At 67.2% G+C, this 22,422-nt stretch carries 21 protein-coding genes; 10 read left to right on the top strand and 11 right to left on the bottom strand.

Going from position 1 to position 22,422, the window contains the following annotated elements; all coding sequences use genetic code 11:
• The 8 genes from ACNJ7E_RS00750 to iolC form a co-directional block, all read right to left on the bottom strand.
• On the bottom strand, positions 1-188 hold a 188-nt coding region (locus tag ACNJ7E_RS00750; RefSeq protein ID WP_418338767.1), incomplete at its 3' end, for an aldehyde dehydrogenase family protein.
• 11 nt (positions 189-199) lie between these two features.
• Positions 200-1,072: a sugar phosphate isomerase/epimerase family protein gene (locus ACNJ7E_RS00745; protein ID WP_005261338.1), complete on the bottom strand. Its 873-nt coding sequence runs from the start codon at positions 1,070-1,072 to the stop codon at positions 200-202.
• Between the two features lie 5 nt (positions 1,073-1,077).
• A complete protein-coding gene (locus ACNJ7E_RS00740) occupies positions 1,078-2,145 on the bottom strand; it encodes a Gfo/Idh/MocA family protein (protein ID WP_005562834.1) in 1,068 nt (355 codons plus the stop codon).
• 26 nt (positions 2,146-2,171) lie between these two features.
• Entirely contained in the window at positions 2,172-3,077 is a 906-nt protein-coding gene (locus tag ACNJ7E_RS00735; protein ID WP_418338766.1) for a sugar phosphate isomerase/epimerase family protein, read from the bottom strand.
• A gap of 35 nt (positions 3,078-3,112) precedes the next feature.
• Positions 3,113-5,071 carry a 3D-(3,5/4)-trihydroxycyclohexane-1,2-dione acylhydrolase (decyclizing) gene (gene iolD, locus ACNJ7E_RS00730; protein WP_280782359.1) on the bottom strand — a complete coding sequence of 653 codons (1,959 nt, stop codon included), beginning with the start codon at positions 5,069-5,071 and terminating at the stop codon, positions 3,113-3,115.
• Complete coding sequence (iolB, locus tag ACNJ7E_RS00725) at positions 5,068-5,964, bottom strand: 5-deoxy-glucuronate isomerase (RefSeq protein ID WP_280782360.1); 897 nt, start codon at positions 5,962-5,964, stop codon at positions 5,068-5,070. The genes iolD and iolB overlap by 4 nt, the downstream gene beginning before the upstream one ends.
• Positions 5,965-5,985: 21 nt before the next feature.
• Positions 5,986-6,885 (bottom strand): Cgl0159 family (beta/alpha)8-fold protein, encoded by a 900-nt coding sequence (locus tag ACNJ7E_RS00720; RefSeq protein WP_280782361.1) that lies wholly within the window; start codon positions 6,883-6,885, stop codon positions 5,986-5,988.
• Entirely contained in the window at positions 6,878-7,867 is a 990-nt protein-coding gene (gene iolC, locus ACNJ7E_RS00715; RefSeq protein ID WP_280782362.1) for a 5-dehydro-2-deoxygluconokinase, read from the bottom strand. The genes ACNJ7E_RS00720 and iolC overlap by 8 nt, the downstream gene beginning before the upstream one ends.
• Positions 7,868-8,069: 202 nt before the next feature.
• Here iolC and ACNJ7E_RS00710 point away from each other — a divergent pair, with 202 nt between their 5' ends.
• From ACNJ7E_RS00710 to ACNJ7E_RS00690, 5 genes are all read left to right on the top strand, one after another.
• Entirely contained in the window at positions 8,070-8,807 is a 738-nt protein-coding gene (locus ACNJ7E_RS00710; protein WP_418338765.1) for a GntR family transcriptional regulator, read from the top strand.
• 31 nt (positions 8,808-8,838) lie between these two features.
• Positions 8,839-10,200, top strand: coding sequence for an MFS transporter (locus tag ACNJ7E_RS00705; RefSeq protein ID WP_418338764.1), 1,362 nt, complete (start codon positions 8,839-8,841; stop codon positions 10,198-10,200).
• Between the two features lie 187 nt (positions 10,201-10,387).
• The gene (locus ACNJ7E_RS00700) at positions 10,388-11,386 is read left to right on the top strand and encodes a substrate-binding domain-containing protein (protein ID WP_280782363.1); all 999 of its coding nucleotides are present in this window, start codon (positions 10,388-10,390) and stop codon (positions 11,384-11,386) included.
• Positions 11,387-11,525: 139 nt separating this feature from the next.
• On the top strand, positions 11,526-12,584 hold the full coding sequence (locus ACNJ7E_RS00695; RefSeq protein WP_105414953.1) for an ABC transporter permease: 1,059 nt from the start codon (positions 11,526-11,528) through the stop codon (positions 12,582-12,584).
• Between the two features lie 5 nt (positions 12,585-12,589).
• Positions 12,590-13,405 carry an ATP-binding cassette domain-containing protein gene (locus ACNJ7E_RS00690; RefSeq protein WP_105414955.1) on the top strand — a complete coding sequence of 272 codons (816 nt, stop codon included), beginning with the start codon at positions 12,590-12,592 and terminating at the stop codon, positions 13,403-13,405.
• Positions 13,406-13,465: 60 nt separating this feature from the next.
• Here ACNJ7E_RS00690 and ACNJ7E_RS00685 read toward each other — a convergent pair whose 3' ends face one another.
• Both ACNJ7E_RS00685 and ACNJ7E_RS00680 read right to left on the bottom strand, forming a co-directional pair.
• Complete coding sequence (locus ACNJ7E_RS00685) at positions 13,466-14,866, bottom strand: MFS transporter (RefSeq protein WP_280782364.1); 1,401 nt, start codon at positions 14,864-14,866, stop codon at positions 13,466-13,468.
• Positions 14,867-14,988: 122 nt separating this feature from the next.
• Entirely contained in the window at positions 14,989-15,666 is a 678-nt protein-coding gene (locus tag ACNJ7E_RS00680) for a TetR/AcrR family transcriptional regulator (RefSeq protein ID WP_418338763.1), read from the bottom strand.
• A gap of 110 nt (positions 15,667-15,776) precedes the next feature.
• Between ACNJ7E_RS00680 and ACNJ7E_RS00675 the strand changes: the two genes are divergently transcribed.
• Together ACNJ7E_RS00675 and ACNJ7E_RS00670 are read left to right on the top strand one after the other, a co-directional pair.
• Positions 15,777-16,691, top strand: a complete 915-nt coding sequence (locus ACNJ7E_RS00675) for a shikimate dehydrogenase (RefSeq protein ID WP_283333591.1) — start codon at positions 15,777-15,779, stop codon at positions 16,689-16,691.
• A 34-nt stretch (positions 16,692-16,725) separates the two neighbouring features.
• A complete protein-coding gene (locus ACNJ7E_RS00670; RefSeq protein ID WP_283333592.1) occupies positions 16,726-17,217 on the top strand; it encodes a metallophosphoesterase family protein in 492 nt (163 codons plus the stop codon).
• 32 nt (positions 17,218-17,249) lie between these two features.
• Here ACNJ7E_RS00670 and ACNJ7E_RS00665 read toward each other — a convergent pair whose 3' ends face one another.
• A complete protein-coding gene (locus tag ACNJ7E_RS00665) occupies positions 17,250-18,269 on the bottom strand; it encodes an Lrp/AsnC family transcriptional regulator (protein ID WP_418338762.1) in 1,020 nt (339 codons plus the stop codon).
• A gap of 142 nt (positions 18,270-18,411) precedes the next feature.
• Between ACNJ7E_RS00665 and ACNJ7E_RS00660 the strand changes: the two genes are divergently transcribed.
• The 3 genes from ACNJ7E_RS00660 to hutH form a co-directional block, all read left to right on the top strand.
• Positions 18,412-19,797, top strand: coding sequence for an MFS transporter (locus ACNJ7E_RS00660; protein WP_280782369.1), 1,386 nt, complete (start codon positions 18,412-18,414; stop codon positions 19,795-19,797).
• Positions 19,794-21,002, top strand: a complete 1,209-nt coding sequence (locus ACNJ7E_RS00655; RefSeq protein WP_280782370.1) for an amidohydrolase — start codon at positions 19,794-19,796, stop codon at positions 21,000-21,002. The genes ACNJ7E_RS00660 and ACNJ7E_RS00655 overlap by 4 nt, the downstream gene beginning before the upstream one ends.
• A partial coding sequence (gene hutH / locus ACNJ7E_RS00650) for a histidine ammonia-lyase (protein ID WP_418338760.1) occupies positions 20,999-22,422 on the top strand: 1,424 nt, incomplete at its 3' end. The genes ACNJ7E_RS00655 and hutH, both read left to right, overlap by 4 nt.

Below are 22,422 nucleotides of genomic sequence, written 5' to 3'. Positions count from 1 at the left end.
CGCCAGGCGGGGAACGCGGCGGCGGCGGCGTCGATGACGGCGCGGGCGTCCTCGACGCTGGCGAGGGCGACCTGACCGGTGACGGCACCGGTGGCCGGGTTCGTCACCGGGGCGGTGTTGCCGCTCGTACCGGCGAATCCCTTGCCGTCGGACCAGTGTGCGATCTCGCGAGTGATATTGGTGCTCATGTGTTGTCCTTTCACCGCGTGCGCGCGATGTAATCCTTCATGGTCTTCAGTTGGTAGCGGGAGACGTCGTGAGCGTTCTCGTCTTCGGCGAAAACGCTCGACACCATCACCGTGTCGGGTTTGTCGTAGAAGCCGAGTTCGCCGAGCCCGCCGAAGAACTCGTCCCAGTCGAGGTCGCCGTCGCCGATCTTGAGGTGCTGGTGCACACGCACCGGGTTGCCGGGCGGGTTGGTGATGTACCGCAGTCCGTGGGAGCGGTGGTGATCCATCGTGTCCGCGACGTGGACGAGCCGCAGCATGTCGCCGGCCGCGCGCATGATCTCGAGCATCCCGGCGCCCATGTGGTACGAGTGGCACGCGACGTACACCAGTCCGAAGTTCTTCGAGTTGATGCCGCGGATCATCCGGATGGCGTCCAGACCGTTCTCCACGAAATCGTCGGGGTGCGGGTCGATGCGAACGTCGATGCCTTCACGCTCGATGATGGGGACGAGTTCCTCCATCGACCGGTAGAAGGCGCGCTCCGATTCCTCGGCCTTCTCCGGGCGGCCGCTGAACTCGGTGTTCATCACGTTCACACCGAGGTCGACGGTGATCTGAATGGCGCGCTTCCAGTACCGCACCGCCGCCTCGCGGGCGTCTTCGTCGGGGCCCGACCACCGCAGGACCGGCAACACGGAGGCGATTCCGACGCCCGCGTCGCTGCAGGACTTGCGGAACTGCCGGACCAGCTCGTCGTCGGCCTTCGGGTGGTTGAAGAACGGGATCATGTCGCGATGAGGGGTGAGCTGTAGGTGTTCGAAGCCGAGTTCGGCAACCACCGCCGGCAATTCGAGGAGGGAGTAGTCGTGGTGGAAGGGGGTGGGGTCGAGTGCAATCTTCATCGTGTTCATGCCCCCGGAATGGAGGAACGGTCGACCATGTCGACGGCCACGCGCTCGCCGGTCTCGAGCGACTGCACGCCGGCGGCGCACACGGCGGCGGCGGCGTAGCCGTCCCACGCACCCGGTCCGTCGATGTAGTTGCCGGTCTCCGCGCCCGTGCGGGCGGCGTTGACCCAGCGCTGGATCTCGACGTCGTACGCCTGGCCGAAGCGTTCCTTGAACGACGGGGTGATCTCCCCGCCCGACATACCTGCGCCCGAGCGGCCGTTGCCCGCGCCGGTGCCGTACTTGCGGACGAGTCCGACATCGAGACCGATGAACGCCGAACCCTTCTCGGCGACGATCTCGGTGCGCACCTCGTACGCGACACCGGTGGTCACGAAGACCTCGACGTCGACGTGGCGACCGGATTCGGTGCTGAAGAACGCGATCTGCGGATCCTGCAGTCCCTCGGGTGCACCCGGGTTCGCGGCGGGGCGGAGGATCTGTACCGAGGTGATCTCCTCGTCGAACAGGAATCGGGTGACGTCCACCTCGTGGACCAGCGAGTCCTTGACGATCATCGAGCTGTCGAAGCTCGGCGGCACGGCGGGGTTGCGGTGCACGCAGTGGGCGAGAAGCACCTGCCCGAACACACCATCGTCGATGAGCGACTTCAGCTGCTCGTACTCGTGGTCGAAACGTCGCATGAAGCCGACCTGGATCAGCTTCTTACCGAGCTCGGCTTCGCGCTTGACGATCTCGAGGGACGTGGCGACGTCTGTGGTCAGCGGCTTCTCACACATCACCGGCTTGCCGTGCTCGAGGCAGGCGAGAAGCTGCTTCTCGTGCGTCGGGCCGGGGGTGGCCAGGACGACGGCGTCGACACCCGGGTCGGCGATCGCGTCGAGCGGGTCGCCGATCACCCGGCAGCCGGGGATCCCGGCCGCGATCTGCTCGGCCTTCTCGACGAAGTAGTCGTTGACGACGGCGACGGTGGCGCCCTTGATGCGTTCGGTGATGCGTGCGACGTGGTCGGCACCCATCATTCCGACACCCAGGACGGCGATGCGCAGGTCGTTGCTTCCGGACATAGCTGACTAGCTCCTGACGTGATCGGTTAGACGAACGTGACGGACGGGATCCCGCAGGACCCCAGGTACTTACGGGTGCGCTGGGCGATCGGCAGCGGAACGTCCACAGCGCAGGGGTAGAGATCCTGCTCGACGATCGCGAACACGTCGATGTCGAGCTTCTCGATTGCGGCGAGCAGCGGCGGCAGGTCGGGGATGCCGAGCGGCGGCTCGATCATCGCGCCGAGCTTGACGGCCTCGCCGAACGGCAGGTCCTCGGCCTCGACCTTGGCGCGGACCTCGGGATCGACCTGCTTGAGGTGCAGGTAGCCGATCCGCTCGGGAGCGCGCTCGATGATCGCGAGGTTGTCGCCGCCGCAGTAGCTGATGTGGCCGGTGTCGAGGCACAGGTTCACGTACTCGCTGTCGGTACCGTCGAGGAAGCGGTACACATTCTCCTCGGTGTCGACGTGGCTGTCCGCGTGCGGGTGGTACTGCGCCTTCACGCCGTACTGCTCGAACATCTTCTTGCCCAGCTCGTTCATGCCGCCGGTCTTCTTCTTCCACTGCTCCGCAGTGAGATTGCGGTCCTCGAGCACCTCGCCGCTGCTCGGGTCGCGCCACATCTCCGGGATCACGACCACATGCTTGCCGCCGGCGGCGGCGGTCAGCTTCGCGACGTCCTCGATCTGGGTCCACACGGCATCCCAGGAGTCGTCCTGGTGCAGGTGCTCGAACACGGTGCCGGCCGACAGTTTCAGATTGTGGGCCGCGAGTTCGTCACGGAGCTGCTGCGGATCGGTCGGCAGGTAGCCGTACGGGCCCAGCTCGATCCACTCGTTACCGGACGCGGACACCTCGTCGAGGAACCGCCCGTACGGGGTCTGCTGCGGGTCTTCGGGGAACCAGACACCCCAGGAGTCGGGGGCGGATCCGACGCGAATAACGCTCATCGGGAAATCCTTTCGAAAGTTCTACTGAGGGAGAGTTAGTTGCCGGACGGGCGCAGGAACGGACGCTGGATCTTCTTCCACTGCGCGTACGTCTCGTAGGCGGTCCGGGTGGAGTCGAGGGTGCTGGTCTCGCTGACCGGCACGTCCCACCAGGATTCGCTGTCCGGGGCCGCGATTCGCGGGTCCGTCTCGACGTGGATGACGGTGGTGTTGTCGCTGGCCTTCGCCACCTTGACGGCGTCGGTGAACTCGGCGGCCGTGTTCGCGCGGATCACGTCGGCGCCGAGGCTCGCGGCGTTGGCCGCCAGGTCGACGGGCAGGATGTCGCCGTCGAGCCGGCCGGAGTCGCCGCGGTAGCGGTAGTCGGTGCCGAACCGCTGCGAGCCGAGCGACTCCGACAGCGATCCGATGGACGCGAAGCCGTGGTTCTGCACGAGGACCACGATGACCTTGACGTTCTCCTGCACGGCCGTGACGAGTTCGGTGGCCATCATCAGGTACGAGCCGTCGCCAACCATGATGAACACGTCGCGGTCGGGGCAGGCCATCTTGGCGCCGATGCCGCCGGCGATCTCGTAGCCCATGCACGAGAACCCGTATTCGACGTGGTAGCCCTTGGAGTCGCGGGTACGCCACAGCTTGTGCAGGTCGCCGGGCATGGAGCCGGCGGCGCACACGACAACGTCGCGCGGATCGGACAGCGTGTTGGCGAGACCGATGACCTGGTTCTGGTTGAGGCCGAGCGAGTCGTCGTCGATCTTGTAGACCGAGTCCACCGTGGACTCCCAGTGGTCGGCGAGTTCTGCTGTGCGCGCACGGTACTCGCCGGAAACCTGGTAGTCGCCCAGTGCCGCGGTGAGCGCCTCGAGTGCCTCGCGGGCGTCGGCGACGACGCTGACGCCGCCCTGCTTCACCGAGTCGATCGACGCGACGTTGATGTTGACGAACCGCACGTCGGGGTTGTTGAACGCGGTGCGCGACGCCGTGGTGAAGTCGCTGTAGCGGGTGCCGATGCCGATGATCACGTCGGCCTCGGTGGCGAGAGCGTTGGCCGCCGTGGTGCCGGTCGAGCCGATCGCGCCGACCGACTGCGGGTGGTCGTAGGGCAGTGAGCCCTTGCCGGCCTGACTCTGGCCGACCGGAATGCCGGTCGTCTCGGCGAACGAGGCCAGTGCCTCGGTGGCGCCGGAGTAGATCAGGCCGCCGCCCGCGACGATCAGCGGCTTCTTCGCAGACCGGATCACGTCCGCGGCCCGCTCGATCACCGACTTCTCGGGAAGCGGCCGGGCCACGTGCCACGTGCGCTCCGCGAACAGCGACTCCGGCCAGTCGAACGCCTCCGCCTGCACGTCCTGCGGAATGGCGACGGTGGCCGCACCCGTCTCGACGGGATCGGTCAGCACGCGCATCGCACTGAGCAGCGCCGAAGGCAACTGCTCCGGCCGCCACACCCGGTCGAAGTAGCGCGACAGCGGTTTGAACGCGTCGTTGACGGTGACGTCGCCGCTCGAGGGCAGTTCGAGTTCCTGCAGCACCGGTGCGCTCGCGCGGGTCGCGAACGTATCGGCGGGCAGGAGCAGGACGGGCAGCCGGTTGATGGTGGCGAGCGCCGCGCCCGTCAGCATGTTGGTCGAGCCGGGGCCGACGCTGGCCGACACCGCCCACGTCTGCAGACGATCCTTCTGGCGTGCGTACGCGACCGCGCTGTGCACCATCGCCTGCTCGTTGCGCCCGAGGACGTACGGCAGTTCGGATTCGGTACCGGCTTCGACGGCGTCGATCTCGGCCTGGAGCAGTGCCTGACCGAGCCCGGCGACGTTGCCGTGGCCGAAGATGCCGAAGCAGCCGGCGAAGAACTTGGTGCGTTCGCCGTCCCGCTCGACGTACTGGTTGGCGAGGAATCGGATGGTTGCCTGAGCCACCGTGAGGTGGACGGTGCCCTCGGCGTTGGGGTTCTTGCTCGCCGACATCGGCGCGGTGGACACCACGGTCATGCTCCTTCGGACGGTGCGTGGAGGGGGAGGCGGGGATCGACGGTCTGGTGTTCCCAGCTGCCGCGCAGCCAGGTGTGGGCCGGGTCGTCGCAGATGTTCCAGGCGCGGTCTTCGCCGGGGCCGGCCATGACGTTCAGGTAGTACATGTGATGTCCGGGGGCGGCGATCGACGGTCCGTGATAGCCGTGCGGCACGAGGACCACGTCGCCGGAGCGCACTTCCTCGAGCACCTCGATGGGCCGCTCGGGAGTGCCGTACACGCGATGGTAGCCGAATCCGGTTCCGCCGAAATCCACTGCGGTGGAATTGGCGTCGGCGATCTCGAAGTAGTAGATCTCCTCGAGCTGCGACTCGACGTCGCTGTTCTCGTCGTGCTTGTGGCTCGGGTACGACGACCAGTTGCCACCGGGAGTGATGACCTCGCACGCGATGATCGAATCGGCTTCGAAGCGATCGGCGGTGCCGAAGTTGTGCACCTGGCGGCTGCAGTTGCCCGCGCCGCGCAGTTCGACGGAGACGTCGGCTGCCGGGACGTACCTGAACGGGAACTTCTGCCGCGCGCGGGCCCCGCACAGGGCGAATCGTCCACCGGTCGCGCTCGCCACAGTGTAGGCCGAATCCCGGCCCACGTAGGCGAAGTCGCTCGGCCCGTCGAACACGGACCGCCGTCCGGTGAGGGCGAATTCGGTGCCCTCGCTCGACACCGCCGCGGACCCGGCCAATGGCACGACGATGATCTCGTCGTCACCGGACGCGAGTTCGGCCGACCCGCCGGGGGCCAGGGTGAGCACCCGGAGACTCGATTCGGTCCAGCCCGCGGATTCGGGGGTGACCTCGAGGTCGAACGGTCCGGTGGCCGCGGAACCGACCGGCACGTAATACTTGCTGTTCATCGTGGGCCTCTCCGGCGTGCGTCAGTGAACGAGGGATACGGCGGTGTCGACCGCGGCGGCGACGTCCTCGTCCCGCGGGTACAGCAGGGTGCGTCCGACGATCAGGCCGCGGACCGACGGCAGCGCGAGGGCCTTGGCCCAGTTCGCGAACGTCTCCTCGGGGGCCGTCTGCGGGTCTCCGCCGAGCAGCAGCGTCGGAAGCGTCGTCGCGTCCATGACGCGTTCCATCTCGTCGACCACCGGAAGCTTCATCCACGTGTAGGCGGACGTGGACCCCAGACCCTGGCTGATGTGGATCGACTTGATCACGGCGTCGGCGCTGAGATCGTTCTTGACCTTGCCGTCGACACGCCGCGACAGGAACGGTTCCACCATGGCCATCAGTCCGGCCTCGGCCAGCGCATCGACCGCCTGGGCGCACGCGGTGAGGGTGGAGAGGGTGCCGGAATCGTCGAGATCGATGCGGCACAGCATCTTTCCGCCGTTCATGCCCGCCTTCGCGGTGCCGGCCGCGGTGTAGCCGGTCATCCGGTCGTCGAGTTCGAAACTGGCGCCGGCCAGGCCGCCGCGGTTCATCGACGAGATGACCACCTTGTCGTCGAGCGCGCCGAGCAGCACCAGATCGTCGAGGATGTCGGCGGTGGCGAGCACGCCGTCCACACCGGGGTTGCGCAGGGCGGTGCGGAGGCGGTCGAGGAGGTCGGTGCGACTGTTCATCGCGGTCGGACGGTCGCCGACCGAGAGTGCACCGCGGGCGGGGTGGTCGGCGGCGACGATCATGAGCCGGCCGTTACCGCGGACCGTGGGCCGGGCGATCCGGGTCGCCCAAGCGCGGTCGATGGCGGCCGGGTCGTTCGCGCGTACCTCGGTGACGTCGGCGTAGGACGTGCAGACTGCGCGGTGAGCGAGAGTTTCAGACATTGACAGCCTCCGAAGTGGTGGAATCGGCGAGCGCCCGGACCTCGTCGGCCGTCGGCATCGCGGTGGAGCATTCGAGCCGGGAGGCGACGATCGCCCCCGCGGCGTTGGCGTAGCGCAGGATCTTCTCGAGCGGCCACCCGGCGAGCAGGCCGTGGCACAGCGTGCCGCCGAAGCTGTCGCCGGCACCGAGCCCGTTGACCACCTGGACGTCGTTCGGGGGCACCGTGATGCTCTGGGTGCGTGTCTTCCCGAGGACCCCTTTGGGGCCCTGTTTGACGATGGCCAGTTCGACGCCGAGATCGAGCAGGGCGTCCGCGGCCTTGTGTGCGTTGGTCTCGCCGACCGCGATCTCGCATTCCTCACGGTTGCCGACCGCGACGGTGACGTGCTGGAGGGCGCGCTGCACCTGAGCGGTGGCGTCGGCGGGGGAGGACCAGAACATCGGGCGGTAGTCGAGATCGAGGACGGTGTGGGTGCGGCGTCCGCGGGCCTCCCAGGCTGCGAAATGCGCGCTGCGGCTGGGCTCTTCGGACAGACCGGTGACGGTCGACCAGTACAGCTTGGCGTCGCGGACCGCGTCGAGATCGACGTCCGCCGGCGTCACCTGCAGGTCCGGAGCGACAGGTTTGCGGTAGAAGTACAGCGGAAAGTCGTCCGGCGGGAAGATCTCACAGAACGTGACGGGAGTCGGGTGCTCGGTGTCGATGCCGACGTAGCGGTTGTCGACGCCGAGGTCGGTGAGTGCCGTGCGGACGAAGCGTCCGAACGGATCGTTGCCGACGCCCGAGATGAGCGCGCTGCGGCAGCCGAGGCGGGCGGCGGCGACGGTGACGTTGGCCGCGCTTCCGCCGAGGAACTTGCCGAACGTCTCGACGTGTTCGAGTCCGACTCCGGTCTGCAATGGGTAGATGTCCACACCGCAGCGCCCGATGGCGAGGACGTCCAATCCGTTCCGGTTGGTATGCGTCTGGATGGTGGTCAAGGCTGACTCCCGAATAGGTCGTTGTGGGTGGTCTGCGCAGGGCGCCGAGGTCTGATTGAAACTGTGCTCCACCTCACCGACTCCTGTCAAGACTTTGTCCTGACATTATTACTTGAAGTCAATCTGGTGTTAGTGTTCGCATACACTGCCGGAAAGATCGGCGACGGCGACGTCGCCCCGCGCACGAGGATCGGAGTTGTCCGTGGGTGCACCACTCGCAGTCGAGCTCGACCGATCGAGCCCGGTTCCGCTGTACTTCCAGCTCGCGCAGACGATCGAGAACGCGATCATCGGCGGGGAACTCGCCCCGGGTGACCGCTTCGAGAACGAACTGGCGCTCGCCAAGCGGCTGAACCTGTCACGCCCCACCACGCGCCGCGCCATCCAGGAGCTCGTCGACAAGGGGCTGCTCGTCCGCAAACGTGGGGTCGGAACCCAGGTGGTGCAGAGCGCCGTGCATCGGCCGGTCGAACTCACGAGCCTCTTCGACGACCTCGCGCGGGCGGGGCAGAGCCCGACCACCAAGCTTCTCGACTACCAGGTATCCGTGCCGGCCGAAGACGTCGCCGCCGAACTCAACCTGCAGCCCGGCGCCGAGGTCGCATCCATCCGGCGCCTCCGCAGTACCAACGGCGAACCGCTGGCGCTGATGACCAACTACATCCCGGTGGACCTCGCGCCGGACCCCGAGGAACTGGAGGCGCACGGCCTCTACCACGCACTCCGGGCCCGCGGCGTGCACATCCGTCTCGCACGGCAACGCATCGGCGCGAAAGCGGCGAGCAAGGCGGAGGCGTCGCTGCTCGACGAGAAGACCGGGGCGCCGCTGCTGACGATGAACCGAACCGCGTTCGACGACTCGGGAAGCGCCGTCGAGTTCGGCAGCCACTGCTACCGCGCGTCGCGGTACTACTTCGACACGACCGTTGTCGATCGCTAGAACCGCGCGCGCGACGTCGTTCCCCCGTGGAATGGCCCTGCTGGTGGCAGGTGCCCTCTTCATGGAGATTCTCGACGCCACCATCATCGCGCCCGCCGTCCCGCTGATCGCCGAGTCTTTCGGTGTCGACGCAGTCGACGTCAACATCGCGATCTCCGCCTACCTGGTCACGGTCGCCGTCCTCATCCCCGCGAGCGGGTGGGTGGCCGACCGGTTCGGGACCCGCCGCGTGTTCGTGGCCGCCATCGCCGTGTTCACGCTGGCGTCCATCGGGTGCGCGGCGAGTGTGTCGTTGCCGATGCTCGTCGCGATGCGGGTGCTGCAGGGAGTCGGCGGCGCCATGATGGTGCCGGTCGGGCGGCTCGCGGTGCTGCGGTCGAGCACGAAGAGCGACCTCGTCCGCGCGATAGCCCTGCTCACGTGGCCCGCGCTCGCGGCGCCGGTCATCGCGCCCCTGCTCGGCGGTGCGATCGCCACCGTCGGCTCGTGGCGATGGATCTTCGTCATCAACATTCCCATCGGCATTCTCGGAATCCTGCTGTCCCTGAAGCTGGTTCACGGGGGAGGCTCGCGGTCGACGAGCAGGCTGGACTGGCGGGGCCTCCTCGGAGTCGGAACGGGAATCGCGGCAGCCCTCATCGCGCTGGAGAGCATCCGTGTGACGGGCACCGACTGGCGGCGAGTCGCGATCGGGGGAGTGGTCGCGGTCGTTCTGCTGGCGGCCTCGGTGCGCCATCTCGCCCGCACGCCCCACCCGCTCGTCGACTTCCGCGTGCTGCGCGTGCGCACGCTACGCACCACTGTCACCGGGGGGTCGCTCTACCGGCTGATCGTCACCGCGGTGCCGTTCCTGCTGCCGCTGCAGTTCCAACTCGGCTTCGGCTGGACGCCGTTCCTCGCGGGTCTGCTCGTCGCGGCGTTGTTCGCCGGCAACATTGCCATCAAGCCCTGTACGACGCCGCTGATGCGGCGCTTCGGGATCAGGCCGATCCTGCTGGTCAACGCCCTGCTGTCCGTCGGCTGCTTCGGGCTGCTCGCCGCCCTGAGCTCGTCGACCCCGATGCCGGTCATCGCGGCGGTCCTCTTCGTGAGCGGGGCCCTGCGCTCGGTCGGATTCACCGCGTACAACAGTCTCGCGTTTTCCGACATCGATCGTGCCGACCTCACGCACGCGAACACTCTCAACGCTGCCGTGCAGGAACTGGCGGCCGGTCTGGGTATCGCGGTCGCGGCGCTCGCCCTCACCGCGTTCACGCCGTTGGCGACGTCGTCCGAGCGCGGGTTCGGCTCCGAATACTCCTGGACCTTCGTTCTTTTGGGCCTGCTGATGCTGTGCACGGTGGTCGACACCCTGCGTCTGCCGCGCGACGCCGGGGCAGCGGTCACGCGCTGAGCGCGCCTGCATCCGTCCAGCGATCTGCTCGATTTCCGGGCCGTCTGCGGGGTCACCATGTCCGCTCATTTGATCTGTGGTCCTAATGTCCAGACAAACTATTGACTTTCGGGTGTGACGCGTATTACATCTAAGGCACACGGCCGAGACGTCACCGGGCCGTTCGTCCCCCCGAGAGGAAAAGCAGATGAACTTCCCCAACCGGCGTCGCGTGGCGGTACTGGCCTGCGCGAGTGCCTTGGTGATGAGCCTCGCGGCGTGCTCGAGCACCGGAGGCAAGCCGGACAGCAGCGGGTCCGGGATCGGCGCGGGCACCGCCGACACCCCGCGCATCACGATCGCGATGGTCACGCACGCGGCACCGGGCGACACGTTCTGGGACCTGATCCGCACGGGCGCGCAGGATGCCGCGGACAAGGACAACGTGGAACTGAAGTACTCCTCCGATCCGCAGGCTCCCAACCAGGCCAACCTCGTGCAGACGGCCATCGACTCGAAGGTCGACGGGCTCGCGCTCACCCTCGCCACCCCCGAGGCGATGGCTCCCGCCGTCAAGAGCGCGCAGGACGCAGGCATCCCGATCTCCGCGTTCAACGCCGGATACGGAGCCTGGAAGGACATGGGGGTCACCCAGTACTTCGGGCAGGACGAGACCATCGCCGGCCAGGCCGCGGGGAACCGGCTGAACGAGGACGGCGCCAAGCACGTCATCTGCGTCATCCAGCAGCAGGGCCAGATCCAGCTCGAATCCCGTTGCGCCGGCGCCAAGCAGACCTTCCGCGGCACGTTCGAGACCCTCAACGTGAACGGTGAGGACATGCCGTCGGTGAACTCGACGATCGCTGCCAAGCTCCAGCAGGACCCGTCCATCGACGGTGTGCTCACGCTCGGCGCTCCGATAGCCCTCACCGCCGTGCAGTCGGTCGGCAACGCGGGCAGCCCGGCCAAGGTCTACACGTTCGACACCAACGCGGCACTCGTCGACGCCATCTCGGACGGCAGCGTGCAGTGGGCCATCGACCAGCAGCCGTACCTGCAGGGCTACCTGGCCATCGATTCGCTGTGGCTCTACCTCAACAACGGCAACGTCATCGGCGGCGGCGGACCGACTCTGACCGGGCCGTCGTTCATCGACAAGTCCAACATCGACAAGGTCGCCGAGTACGCCAAGGCCGGCACCCGCTGATCGGCGGTCGATCACATGTCAGGGCACACGATCCGGACCCCGGTGGGTCCATCTCACGCACACACCATCACCATCGACCCGGTCGCACGACCGGCCGGCATCGCACAACGCTGAGATCCACCGGCGCGGAGAGGAAATCATGTCCACACAGCAAGATCTGGACCTTGCCAGTCACAAGGTCGTCCACGACGAGCGGGTGAAGGAGCAGAAACGCCTGCAGCGTCTGCTGGTCCGCCCCGAGATCGGTTCCCTGTTCGGTGCGATCGCCATCTTCGTCTTCTTCATGGTCGTCGCACCCCCGTTCCGCAGCCCCGAAGCGCTGGCCACGGTGCTCTACGCCTCGTCGACGATCGGGATCATGGCGTGCGCGGTGGCGCTGCTGATGATCGGCGGGGAATTCGACCTCTCCGCCGGCGTCGCCGTCACCACCAGCTCCCTGGCGGCGTCGATGATCGCCTACAACCTGCACCTGAACCTGTGGGCCGGCGCCGCCCTCGCCCTCGTGGTCTCGCTGGCGGTCGGGTTCTTCAACGGGTACCTGGTGATGAAGACGAAGATCCCCAGCTTCCTGATCACGCTGAGCTCGTTTCTGATGCTCACCGGCATCAACCTGGCGGTCACCAAACTCGTCACCGGGCAGGTCGCCACCCCCAGCGTGTCCGACATGGCCGGGTTCGACTCGGCGAAGAGGGTGTTCGCGTCCTCGTTCGAGGTCGGCGGGGTGTCGGTGCGGATCACCGTGGTCTGGTGGTTGCTGTTCACCGCGATCGCCACCTGGGTGCTGTTCAAGACCCGGATCGGGAACTGGATCTTCGCCGTCGGCGGCAACCAGGACTCCGCCCGCGCCATCGGCGTCCCGGTCACGAAGGTCAAGATCGGGTTGTTCATGACCGTCGGGTTCGCCGCGTGGTTCGTCGGGATGCACCTGCTGTTCTCGTTCAACACCGTCCAGTCCGGGCAGGGTATCGGCAACGAGTTCCTCTACATCATCGCCGCGGTCATCGGCGGCTGCCTGCTCACCGGCGGGTACGGCACCGCGATCGGCGCCGCGATCGGCGCGTTCATCTTCGGCATGACGAACCAGGGCATCGTCTACGCCGGCTGGAACCCGGATTGGTTCAAGTTCTTCCTCGGCGCGATGCTGCTGTTCGCGGTCATCGCCAACAATGCCTTCCGTAACTACGCCGCCAAGAGGTGACCGGTATGAGTACCATCGAACAACTTCCCGTCGATACCGAACCCGGTGGTGGCGACAAGATCCCGCTGATCGAGCTCAAACACGTCGGCAAGCAGTACGGCAACATCATCGCCCTCGAGGACATCAACCTGCGGGTGCGGGCCGGGGAGGTCACCGGTGTCCTCGGCGACAACGGGGCCGGCAAGTCCACCCTGATCAAGATCATCGCCGGCCTGCACCAGCAGAGTTCGGGCGAGTTGCTCGTCGACGGCGAGGCCCTCACGTTCGGCTCGCCGAAGGAGGCCCTGTCCAAGGGCATCGCCACGGTCTACCAGGACCTGGCGGTGGTGTCGCTGATGCCGGTGTGGCGGAACTTCTTCCTCGGCCAGGAACTACGGAAGGGACCGCTCAAGTCCCTCGACGCGAACGGGATGCGCGCCACCACGATGTCCGAGTTGTCGAAGATGGGCATCGAGCTGCCCGACGTCGACGCCCCCATCGGGTCGCTGTCCGGCGGCCAACGCCAGTGTGTGGCGATCGCCCGGGCGATCTTCTTCGGCGCCCGCGTGCTGATCCTCGACGAGCCCACCGCCGCCCTCGGCGTCAAGCAGTCCGGGATGGTGCTGCGCTACATCTCCGCCGCCAAGGAACAGGGCTTCGGGGTCGTGTTCATCACCCACAACCCGCACCACGCCTACATGGTCGGCGACCACTTCGTCCTCCTCAACCGCGGCCGCCAGAAACTGGACTGCACGTTCGACGAGATCAGCCTCGAAGAACTCACCCAGCAGATGGCCGGCGGCGACGAACTCGAAGCACTCACCCACGAACTGCGGCGTTAGGCACCGACACGACGATGCGCCCGGCACACGTGCCGGGCGCATCGTTCGTTTCCGAGTGGGTCAGACCTTCGCGTTCGCCTTCGCCTTCGTGAGCGCGACATCCTCCTTGTCGAGGTCGAGCAGCGGAGTGCGGGAGTTCTCCTTGGCCGTGGAGGCAGAGGCCGCGGCGATGAGCGCGCAGACGGCGGTGAAGATCGCGACCGGCACCCAGTTCTTGGGGTCGGCGCCCCGCAGTGCCTGGGCGATGGTCGGTGCGAAACCGGCGAGAGCGAATCCGAGCTGCGTGCCGATCGCCATGCCGGAGTAGCGAACCCGCGAGGAGAACATCTCGGCGTAGAACGCCGGCCAGATGGCGTTGGTCCCGGCGTAGACGCCACCCATCAGCAGGATGCCCGCGAGGAAGATCATCGCCACGTTGCCGGTGCCGATCGCGGCGAAGTACAGGAAGATTCCGGCGGCCGAACCGATCGCGCCACCGATGAACACCGGCTTGCGGCCGATCCGGTCGGACAGCATGCCGAACAGCGGCTGCGAGACCAGGGCCACCGCGTTGGCGGCGATCGCGACCCACAGCATGGTCGTGCGGCTCATCCCGATCTCGGGGGTGGTGGCGTAGGCGAGGCCGAACACGGAGAACACGGTGCTGACGACGGCGATGAACGCGCAGAAGACCACACGGAGAACGTCGCGCCAGTGCGTGCGGAAGAGGTCGACGACGGGCAGCGGGGCGGGCGTCTCGTCCAGCGCTTCCTTGTTGGCGATGAAGATTTCGGGCTCTTCGAGCTTGCGACGCACGATGTAGGCGACGACGAGGACGAGGAGGCTGCACCAGAACGGGACGCGCCAGCCCCAGCTGTAGAGGGTCTCGTCGGGCAGCGCCGCGACGGGGATGAACGCGAGGCTCGCGACGATGAAACCGGCCTGGGTACCGGTGAGCGTCCAGCTGCAGAAGAAGCCGCGACGGTGTGCGGGGGAGTGCTCGAGGGTGAGTGAGCCCGCACCCGACTGTTCGCCCGCCGCGGAGATGCCCTGGCAGATGCGCAGCAGCACCAGCAGCACCGGTCCGACCATCCCGGCCTGCTCGGACGACGGCAGACAGCCGATCAGGAACGTGACGACGCCCATGAGAACCAGGCAGAACATCATCACCTTCTTGCGTCCGGCCCGGTCGCCGAAGTGTCCGACGAACACGGCGCCGATCGGGCGCGCGATGTAGGAGATGCCGAAGGTGGCCAGCGACAGCAGCAGCGGATTCTTCGATCCCTCGAAGAACACGTGCGGGAACACCAGCGCAGCAGCCGAGGCGAAGATGTAGAAGTCGTAGTACTCGAGCAGGCTGCCGAAGAACGCGGCCTTCGCGGCCTTCTTCGCGTTGGTGGGATCAGCGTTGGGGTCGACGGAGGAGCGGCCTTTGCCGTCACCGTTTCGACCGGAGACGCCGGTGCCGTAGTCGATGGTCATCGATACTCCTGGGGAGCGAGGAATGTGAACACTGGCGGCTCGGAAGAGCAGGTGTTCGTAGGTCGTAGAAGCAAGGTAACCCCGGTCACAGCCTCGAGTCAATAATGGTCGAAATGGTTAGTTCATACTTTTCCGGGCTGCTGCAGGTAGGCCAGGACGACGTCGCCGATCATCGTGCGCAGGTGGGGGCGGTTCTCCGCGCCGGTGAGATCCCAGTCGAACAGCGCCCTGAACGTGTACCGATTTGCCACCCGGAAGACGCAGTACGAGCTGATGAGCATGTGGATGTCGAGCGCCGTCGTGTCGGTGCGGAAGAGGCCCGCCTCCTGCCCTCGCCGGAGGATCTGCTCGAGCGTGCGGATCGCCGGGGCCTGCGTCTCGGGGAGCCCCTCGGCCTGGACGAGGTTGACGCCGCGATTCGTGTTCTCGATCGCGACGAGACGAATGAAGTCCGGGTGAGCTTCGTGATGGTCGAACGTCAGCTCGGCGAGCGCCCGGATCGCCTCGGTCGGCTCGAGGTGGTCGACGTCGAGCTGGGACTCCTCGTAGCGGATCTCCTCGTAGGCACGCTGGAGAACCGCCCGGTACAGCCCCTCCTTGTCGCGGAAGTAGTAGTAGAGCATCCGCTTCGTGGTGGCGGTCTTCGCTGCGATCTCGTCGATGCGGGCGCCGGTCAGGCCCTTGTCGGCGAATTCCGTCATCGCCACCCGCAGGATGTTCTCCCGGGTCTTCTCGGGGTTACGGGTCCGTTTGACCGTCTCCTTCTCGGAGGTCGCGCCCGTCGTCTCGCTTCGTGTCATCGGTGAAACTCCTGCCTCTGCTGTCTTTCGCGCGGTATGGAGGTATGCTACCGTGACATAACTCACTAGATAGTTAATTAGCTCCCAGCCCTCTCCCGGAAGTGATCGCCATGACCTCTCGTGACCTCGATGCCCCCACCGCTCGCCCGTCGTACCTGTGCGGTCTGATCGGCACCGGGATCTCGAAATCGCTGACCCCGCCGCTTCACGAGGCCGAGGGTCGCGCGCAGGGCGTCGGGTACGTCTACCGGATCCTCGACCTCGACACGCTGGGCATGGGGGTCGAGGGACTGCCGCAGCTCCTCTCGGCCGCCAAGCTCCTCGGGTTCAACGGGCTCAACATCACGCACCCCTGCAAGCAGGCCGTCATTCCGCTCCTCGACGACCTGTCCGACGACGCCCGCAAGCTCGGCGCGGTCAACACGGTCCACATCGACGGTGGGCGCCTGATCGGCCACAACACCGATTGGTCCGGATTCGCGCGCAACATGGACGAGGGTCTCGAAGGCGCGCCCATGAACCGCGTCGTGCAACTCGGGGCCGGCGGGGCAGGCGCGGCCGTCGCCTACGCCGCACTGACCCGGGGTGTCGGACACTTCACGATCATCGACGCCGACGCCGCGCGCTCGAAGGACCTGCGCGACTCGCTCGCCGAACTGTTCCCGGACCGGGAAATCGCTGCCGGCGACCTCTCCGCCGTTCCCGCCGCGGTCGGTGCGGCCCAGGGCCTCATCCACGCGACGCCGATCGGCATGGCGGCCCACCCCGGCATGGCACTCGACGCCGCCCTGCTACGCCCCGACCTGTGGGTCGCGGACGTCGTCTACCGTCCCGCCGAAACCGAACTCCTCGCCCGCGCCCGGGACATCGGCGCCCGGACCCTCAGCGGAATCGGCATGACCATCGGACAGGCTGTCGACTCCTTCCGGATCTTCACCGGCCTCGAGCCGGACGCCCAGCGGATGCGTGAGCACATGGGTCTGCTGTTGCAGGCAGAGGACGCCGCCGCGCTCGCGGGCGCGTAACGGCCGCGCCTGCCACGTGGCGCAGACTGTCACCGTGAGGTTATTGCTGCTGGCCGACACCCATGTCCCGAAACGGGCACGAGACCTGCCCGCCCGGGTGTGGGACGAGGTCGACCGCGCGGACGTGGTGATCCACGCCGGCGACTGGGTCGATCTCCCCACGTACGAAGCCCTGCAGGCCCGATCGGCGCGGCTCGTGGCGTGCTGGGGCAACAACGACGGCGACGACCTGCGCGCCCTGATGCCCGAGCGGGCGGACGTGACCCTGGCCGGGGTGCGCATCACCGTCGTGCACGAGACCGGGGCCTCCGCAGGCAGGGAGAAACGGATGTCGGCCGCCTACCCGGACACCGACGTCCTGATCTTCGGGCACAGCCACATTCCCTGGGACACCACCACGGAAACCGGTCTGCGACTGCTGAACCCGGGATCACCGACGGATCGACGGCGGCAGCCGCACTGCACGTACATGACGACCACCGTCCGGGACGGGGAACTCGGCGACGTCGAATTGCAGCGGTTGTGACGGACCCGACGTGACGGTGATTCGGGCGCCCTTCAGTACGCAGTCAACGGGATCACGCCAGTGGTCCGGCCGAGGGGATCGAGGACGTGCCCGCCCCGCTTCAACGTGTGCAGGGTGATGAACCTGTCGGTGATCACGAGTGAGGGGAGTTCGCGCGTCAGGGCCGCCTCGAACGGCGCGATCTCGGCAGCCGCCCGAAACCACATGGTGGCGACGATCGTCGACGTTCCCGTGACGGCCTCGACGACACGACATCTGGGCATGCGGCCCAAAAGGTTTCCCGCTGTGTTCAGCTCACCCGGCGGAACGGTCATCATGAAAGTCGTCGGCACGATGGGCCCGAGAAGTTCGGGGGCTCCCTCGCACCGCAGGGCGACACGACCCGAGTCCGTCATTCTCTCGACTCGGCGGCGCGCGGTCGGCCCGGTCGTCCCGCACCGGGCGGCGAGATCGGTCCAGGATTGCCGGCCGTCCGTCGCCAGGGACTGAAGCAGAGCCCGGTCGAGGTCGTCGAGTGAGGAAAGCGGTGTCCGACGGGTGGAGGGGGTCGGCGGCACCAGGCGAGTGGACTGTTCCAGGTCCAGGGCTTGGACCCGCCACCGCGAACCCTCCCGGTAGGTGGTCAGCGCGACCATCGATGTCATCGCGGTGATTCCGTCGATTCGTTCGATCCGGTCGTCGAGAAGCCGAGCGAGATCTGCCATGCCGGGAACGAACACGTCGAGAAGGAAATCCGCTGCGCCAGTCGTGCTGGACACGGTCGCCACAGCCGATTCGCCGACGAGTGCCCGGGCCACGTCGCGTTTCGCCTGAGGTCTGCAGTGGACGGCCAGGAATGTGGCACATCCCTGGCGAACGAATGCCGGGCCGGGAACGACCGCAACCCACGCGGAACCGCGTTCGGTCAGCAGCTTCCACCTTCTCGCGAGGGTCTTCGGTGTGTGCCCGAGGGTCTGAGCCAGCTCTGCCCAGTCGACTCGCGGGTTCAGCTGGAGGGCGTCCGTGATGGCGAGATCGAGCTCGGTAGCTACCTCTGGCGTTACATCTGGCATTCTGCAGGGCCTCTTCTGTGAGAAACCGGTCATCTTTCCAGGTTAGTGAGGTGGGCCACCGAGAGTTGTCGCAGCGCAGGTGCGCAACCTGGAACAACCAGGCACAGCGAAGTCGAGGTCGATGATGCGAACAATATCGGTTGTGGGTGAAGACCTGAGGGCCAGACGGCTCCCGGTAGGGGCACTGCTGGGCTCGATGGCCACCGTCGAGTTGCTCAGCGGCGTCACACAGGGCTATCTCACCCCACTGCTGCCTTCGCTCGGCGACAGCCTCCAGATCACGGCATCCGGACAGACCAGGATCTATCTGCTGTCTCAGTTGGCGTTCGCGATCTGGACACCGTTACTCGCCAAACTGGGCGATTCGTTCGGGTACCGCCGTTTTCTCCGCCTCTCCATTGCCCTCGTCGCTGCCGGGTCGCTGATCATGGCGATCGCGCCGAGCGTGCTGACGATCTCGGTCGGTGTCGTTCTCCAGGGTGCGGTCGTGGGCTTCATGCCACTCCTGATCGGGATCCTGCGACACCAGGCGCCGGCGAGTCGCCGTACGGGAGTCGGCCTCCTGGTCGGCGTCCTCACCGCGGCCGTCGGCATCGGCGGTGTCGTCTCGGGCTCCCTCAGCGAGCGGTCGGCGACCCTCGGGCTGTGGGTCGCGGTACCGGTCGCGGTCCTGGCGGTGATCGCCGGTTTCCTGCTTCCCGATGGGGCCCCACGGGCGGGCGGCCGTATTCCACTCGTGTCCTTCGCCCTGCTCTCGCTCGGTCTGGCCGGCGTGGTGGCCGCCCTGTCGCTCGGTGCGGACTGGGGATGGACATCGGGAGAAACGATCGGATCGATGTTTGTGGGTGTCGTCGGTCTCGCCGCATGGATCGGCGTCGACTCGGCCTCGAAGTTCCCGATGGTGGATCTCCGCATGCTCGTCCACCCACCCGTGGCCGTCGTCTCCGGGGTCACCTTCTGTCTGGCCTTCTCGACGATCGGCTTCTTCGGTGCGAACGCCGTCTTTCTCGGGTCCTCGCCCGACGACAGCGGATTCGGCCTTTCCTACGGGCCTCGTTCGATCGCGCTGGTCGCACTGGCTCTCAACGTGTTCGCGCTGGCGAGTTCACTCTCCACCGCGACGATGCTTCGCAGGCTCGGCGAACGGCAGGCACTTGCCCTTTCGGGCGCCCTGATCGCAGCCTCGTTCGGCAGTCTGCTCCTCTGGCATTCGACGGCGCCCCAGTATCTCGCCGCCATCGCTCTGCTCGGCGTCGGTTTCGGCGGCTATCAGGCCTCGACGCGCGCACTGTGCGTCGAATCGGTACCCGACCGCGAGACCGCCATGGCGGCGGGGATCAACGAACTCGCGCTCTCGATGGGTGCGGCGATCGGAGCGGCCACAGTCGGCGCAATCCTGTCCGCGACCAGCACTTCCGCGGGGGTCACGTTGCAGTCCTACGTGTGGTTGTGGTGCGTGTGTGCAGCGGTCGCACTCGTGGGGGCCGGCCTCGGACTGTGCTACCGGAAGGGGTCGGACCTCTCATGACGGACCGAAGTACGCTCGTCCCAGCCGATGTTGCGGCGAAGATCGAGTCCTGTGTGGAGACCTGGTCGGGCGCACTGATCACCCTGAGCCACAGCCTCCATCACGAGCCGGAACTGGCATTCGAGGAACATCGATCGGTATCCAAGATCATCGACCTCGCGGAAGGTGCCGGGTTCGAGACGGCGCACGGCGTCGGGGGCCTGGCGACGGCCTTCGTCGCGACCAAGGGTACCGGCGCCCTCACCATCGGCTTCTGCGCCGAATACGACGCGCTTCCCGAGATCGGCCATGCGTGTGGGCACAACGTCAACGGCGCCGCCGCGGTGGGTGCGGCAATCGCGTTGGCGGAGGTGGCGGACACCCTGGATGTCCGGGTCAAGCTCGTGGGAACCCCTGCCGAGGAAGCGGGCGGCGGGAAGGCCATCCTCCTGCGAGCCGGCGTATTCGACGATGTCGCCGCCGCCATGATGGTGCACGCGGGCGGGCGAGACGAGGTGGGCGGATCCTCCCTGGCGATGAGCCAGTGGACGGCCGAGTACAGCGGTCGGTCCTCGCACGCCGCGACAGCCCCGTGGCTGGGCGCCAACGCACTCGACGCGGTGGCCGTGGCGTACAACGCCGTAGGACTCCTGCGTCAGCAACTCGAGCCCGGCCTCGTCGTATCGATCATCGTCACCGACGGCGGGCACGCCTGCAATGTGATTCCGTCGAATGCCCGGGTGGCAGTGGAGATTCGAGCGACCTCGACGGCCAAGCTCCGGCAGGTGCAGGCGAGAGTGCGAGCGTGTCTCGAAGCCGGTGCCCTCGCAACGGGCACGGACGTCACCATCACACCCTGTGGCGAGGACTTCGCGGAATTACGACAGGACGATTTCATGACCCGCGCATACTCCCGGGCGATCGGCACCCGCGGCCGGACCGCCCTGTCCCGGGCGGGCGACCACATCGCGTCGACGGACATGGGGAACGTCTCCCACGTGCTACCCGCCATCCACCCGACCATCGGGTACGACGTCGGTGATGCCGCACACCACACGGCCGAGTTCGCACTGCACGGCACGTCCCCGTCCGCCGACGAAGCGGTACTGGACGGGGCACTGGCGATGGCAGCGGTCGGGGCGGAACTCGCCCTCGATCGAGATCAGCGCACACGACTGCTCGACCGCATCCAGAATCCACACCTCCGAAGGGAAGAAGAAGTATGAGCATCGATACCGTTGCGCGTCACGGAGACGACTGTGCACCAGCCGAGGAGACCGTCGTACTCGGCGTCGGAGCTGTCACACCGGAGCAGGTGCTGAGTGTCGCTCGCCGAGGCGCCGCCGTGACGCTGTCCGAAGACGCGCTCCTTGCGATGAGCGAGTCACGTCGGCGCATCAAGGATCTCGCGGAGGATCCGAAGCCCGTCTACGGAGTGTCCACCGGGTTCGGAGCCCTCGCGACCCGGCACATTCCGCTTCGATTGCGTGCCCGATTGCAGCGCAGCCTGATTCGCTCGCACGCGGCAGGGTCGGGTCCCGGGGTCGAGCGGGAAGTGGTGCGGGCGTTGATGTTGTTGCGCCTGTCGACCCTGGCCACCGGGCGCACGGGGGTGCGCCCAGAGGTCGCGCAGGTTTACGCGTCGCTCCTGTCGGCCGGCATCACGCCGGTGGTCCACGAATACGGGAGCCTCGGGTGCTCGGGTGATCTGGCGCCGCTGGCCCATGTCGCGCTCGCGGTGATCGGTGAGGGCACGGTGCGGGATGCGGACGGGTCGCAGATGCAGGCGCGAGAGGCGATGTCCGCCGCCGGAATCGAACCCGTCGTGCTCGAGGAGAAGGAAGGGCTGGCCTTGATCAACGGCACGGACGGCATGCTCGGCATGCTGGTGTTGGCGTGCCACGATCTACGTCGGCTGCTGTCGCTCGCGGACGTGACAGCGGCGATGAGTGTGGAGGGTTTGCTGGGCACCGATCGGGTGTTCGCCCCGGACCTGCAGGCGCTGCGGCCGCATCCCGGACAGGCGGCTGCTGCGGACAACATGACGCGGTTGCTCGCGGGTTCAGCCATCGTCGCCAGCCATGCGGGGCCGGATTGCACGGTGGTGCAGGACGCCTACTCGTTGCGGTGCGCCCCGCAGGTCGCCGGGGCGGCGCGGGACACGCTCGCGCACGCCGAGCGGGTGGCGTCGTGGGAACTGGCGAGCGCCGTCGACAATCCGGTGGTGACGCTGGACGGGCGGGTGGAGTCGAACGGCAATTTCCACGGGGCGCCGGTCGGGTACGTGCTGGACTTTCTGGCGATCGTCGTCGCGGACGTGGCGAGCATGAGTGAGCGTCGCACCGACCGCTTCCTCGACGTCGCCCGCAATCACGGGCTGCCCCCGTTCCTGGCCGACGACCCCGGGGTGGACAGCGGCCACATGATCGCCCAGTACACCCAGGCCGCGATCGTCTCGGAGCTGAAGCGGCTGGCGGCGCCGGCGAGTGTGGACTCGATTCCGTCGTCGGCGATGCAGGAGGATCACGTGTCGATGGGCTGGTCGGCGGCCCGGAAGCTGCGCCGGGCGATCGACGGACTGACCCGGGTACTCGCGATCGAGGCGTTGACGGCCGCTCGTGCGCTCGACCTGCGTGCCCCGCTGGC

This window comes from Rhodococcus mengyinensis (genome assembly GCF_048381435.1).
GTDB classification, from domain to species: Bacteria; Actinomycetota; Actinomycetes; order Mycobacteriales; family Mycobacteriaceae; genus Rhodococcus_F; species Rhodococcus_F opacus_D.
This window is presented reverse-complemented; position numbering and strand designations above follow the sequence as displayed.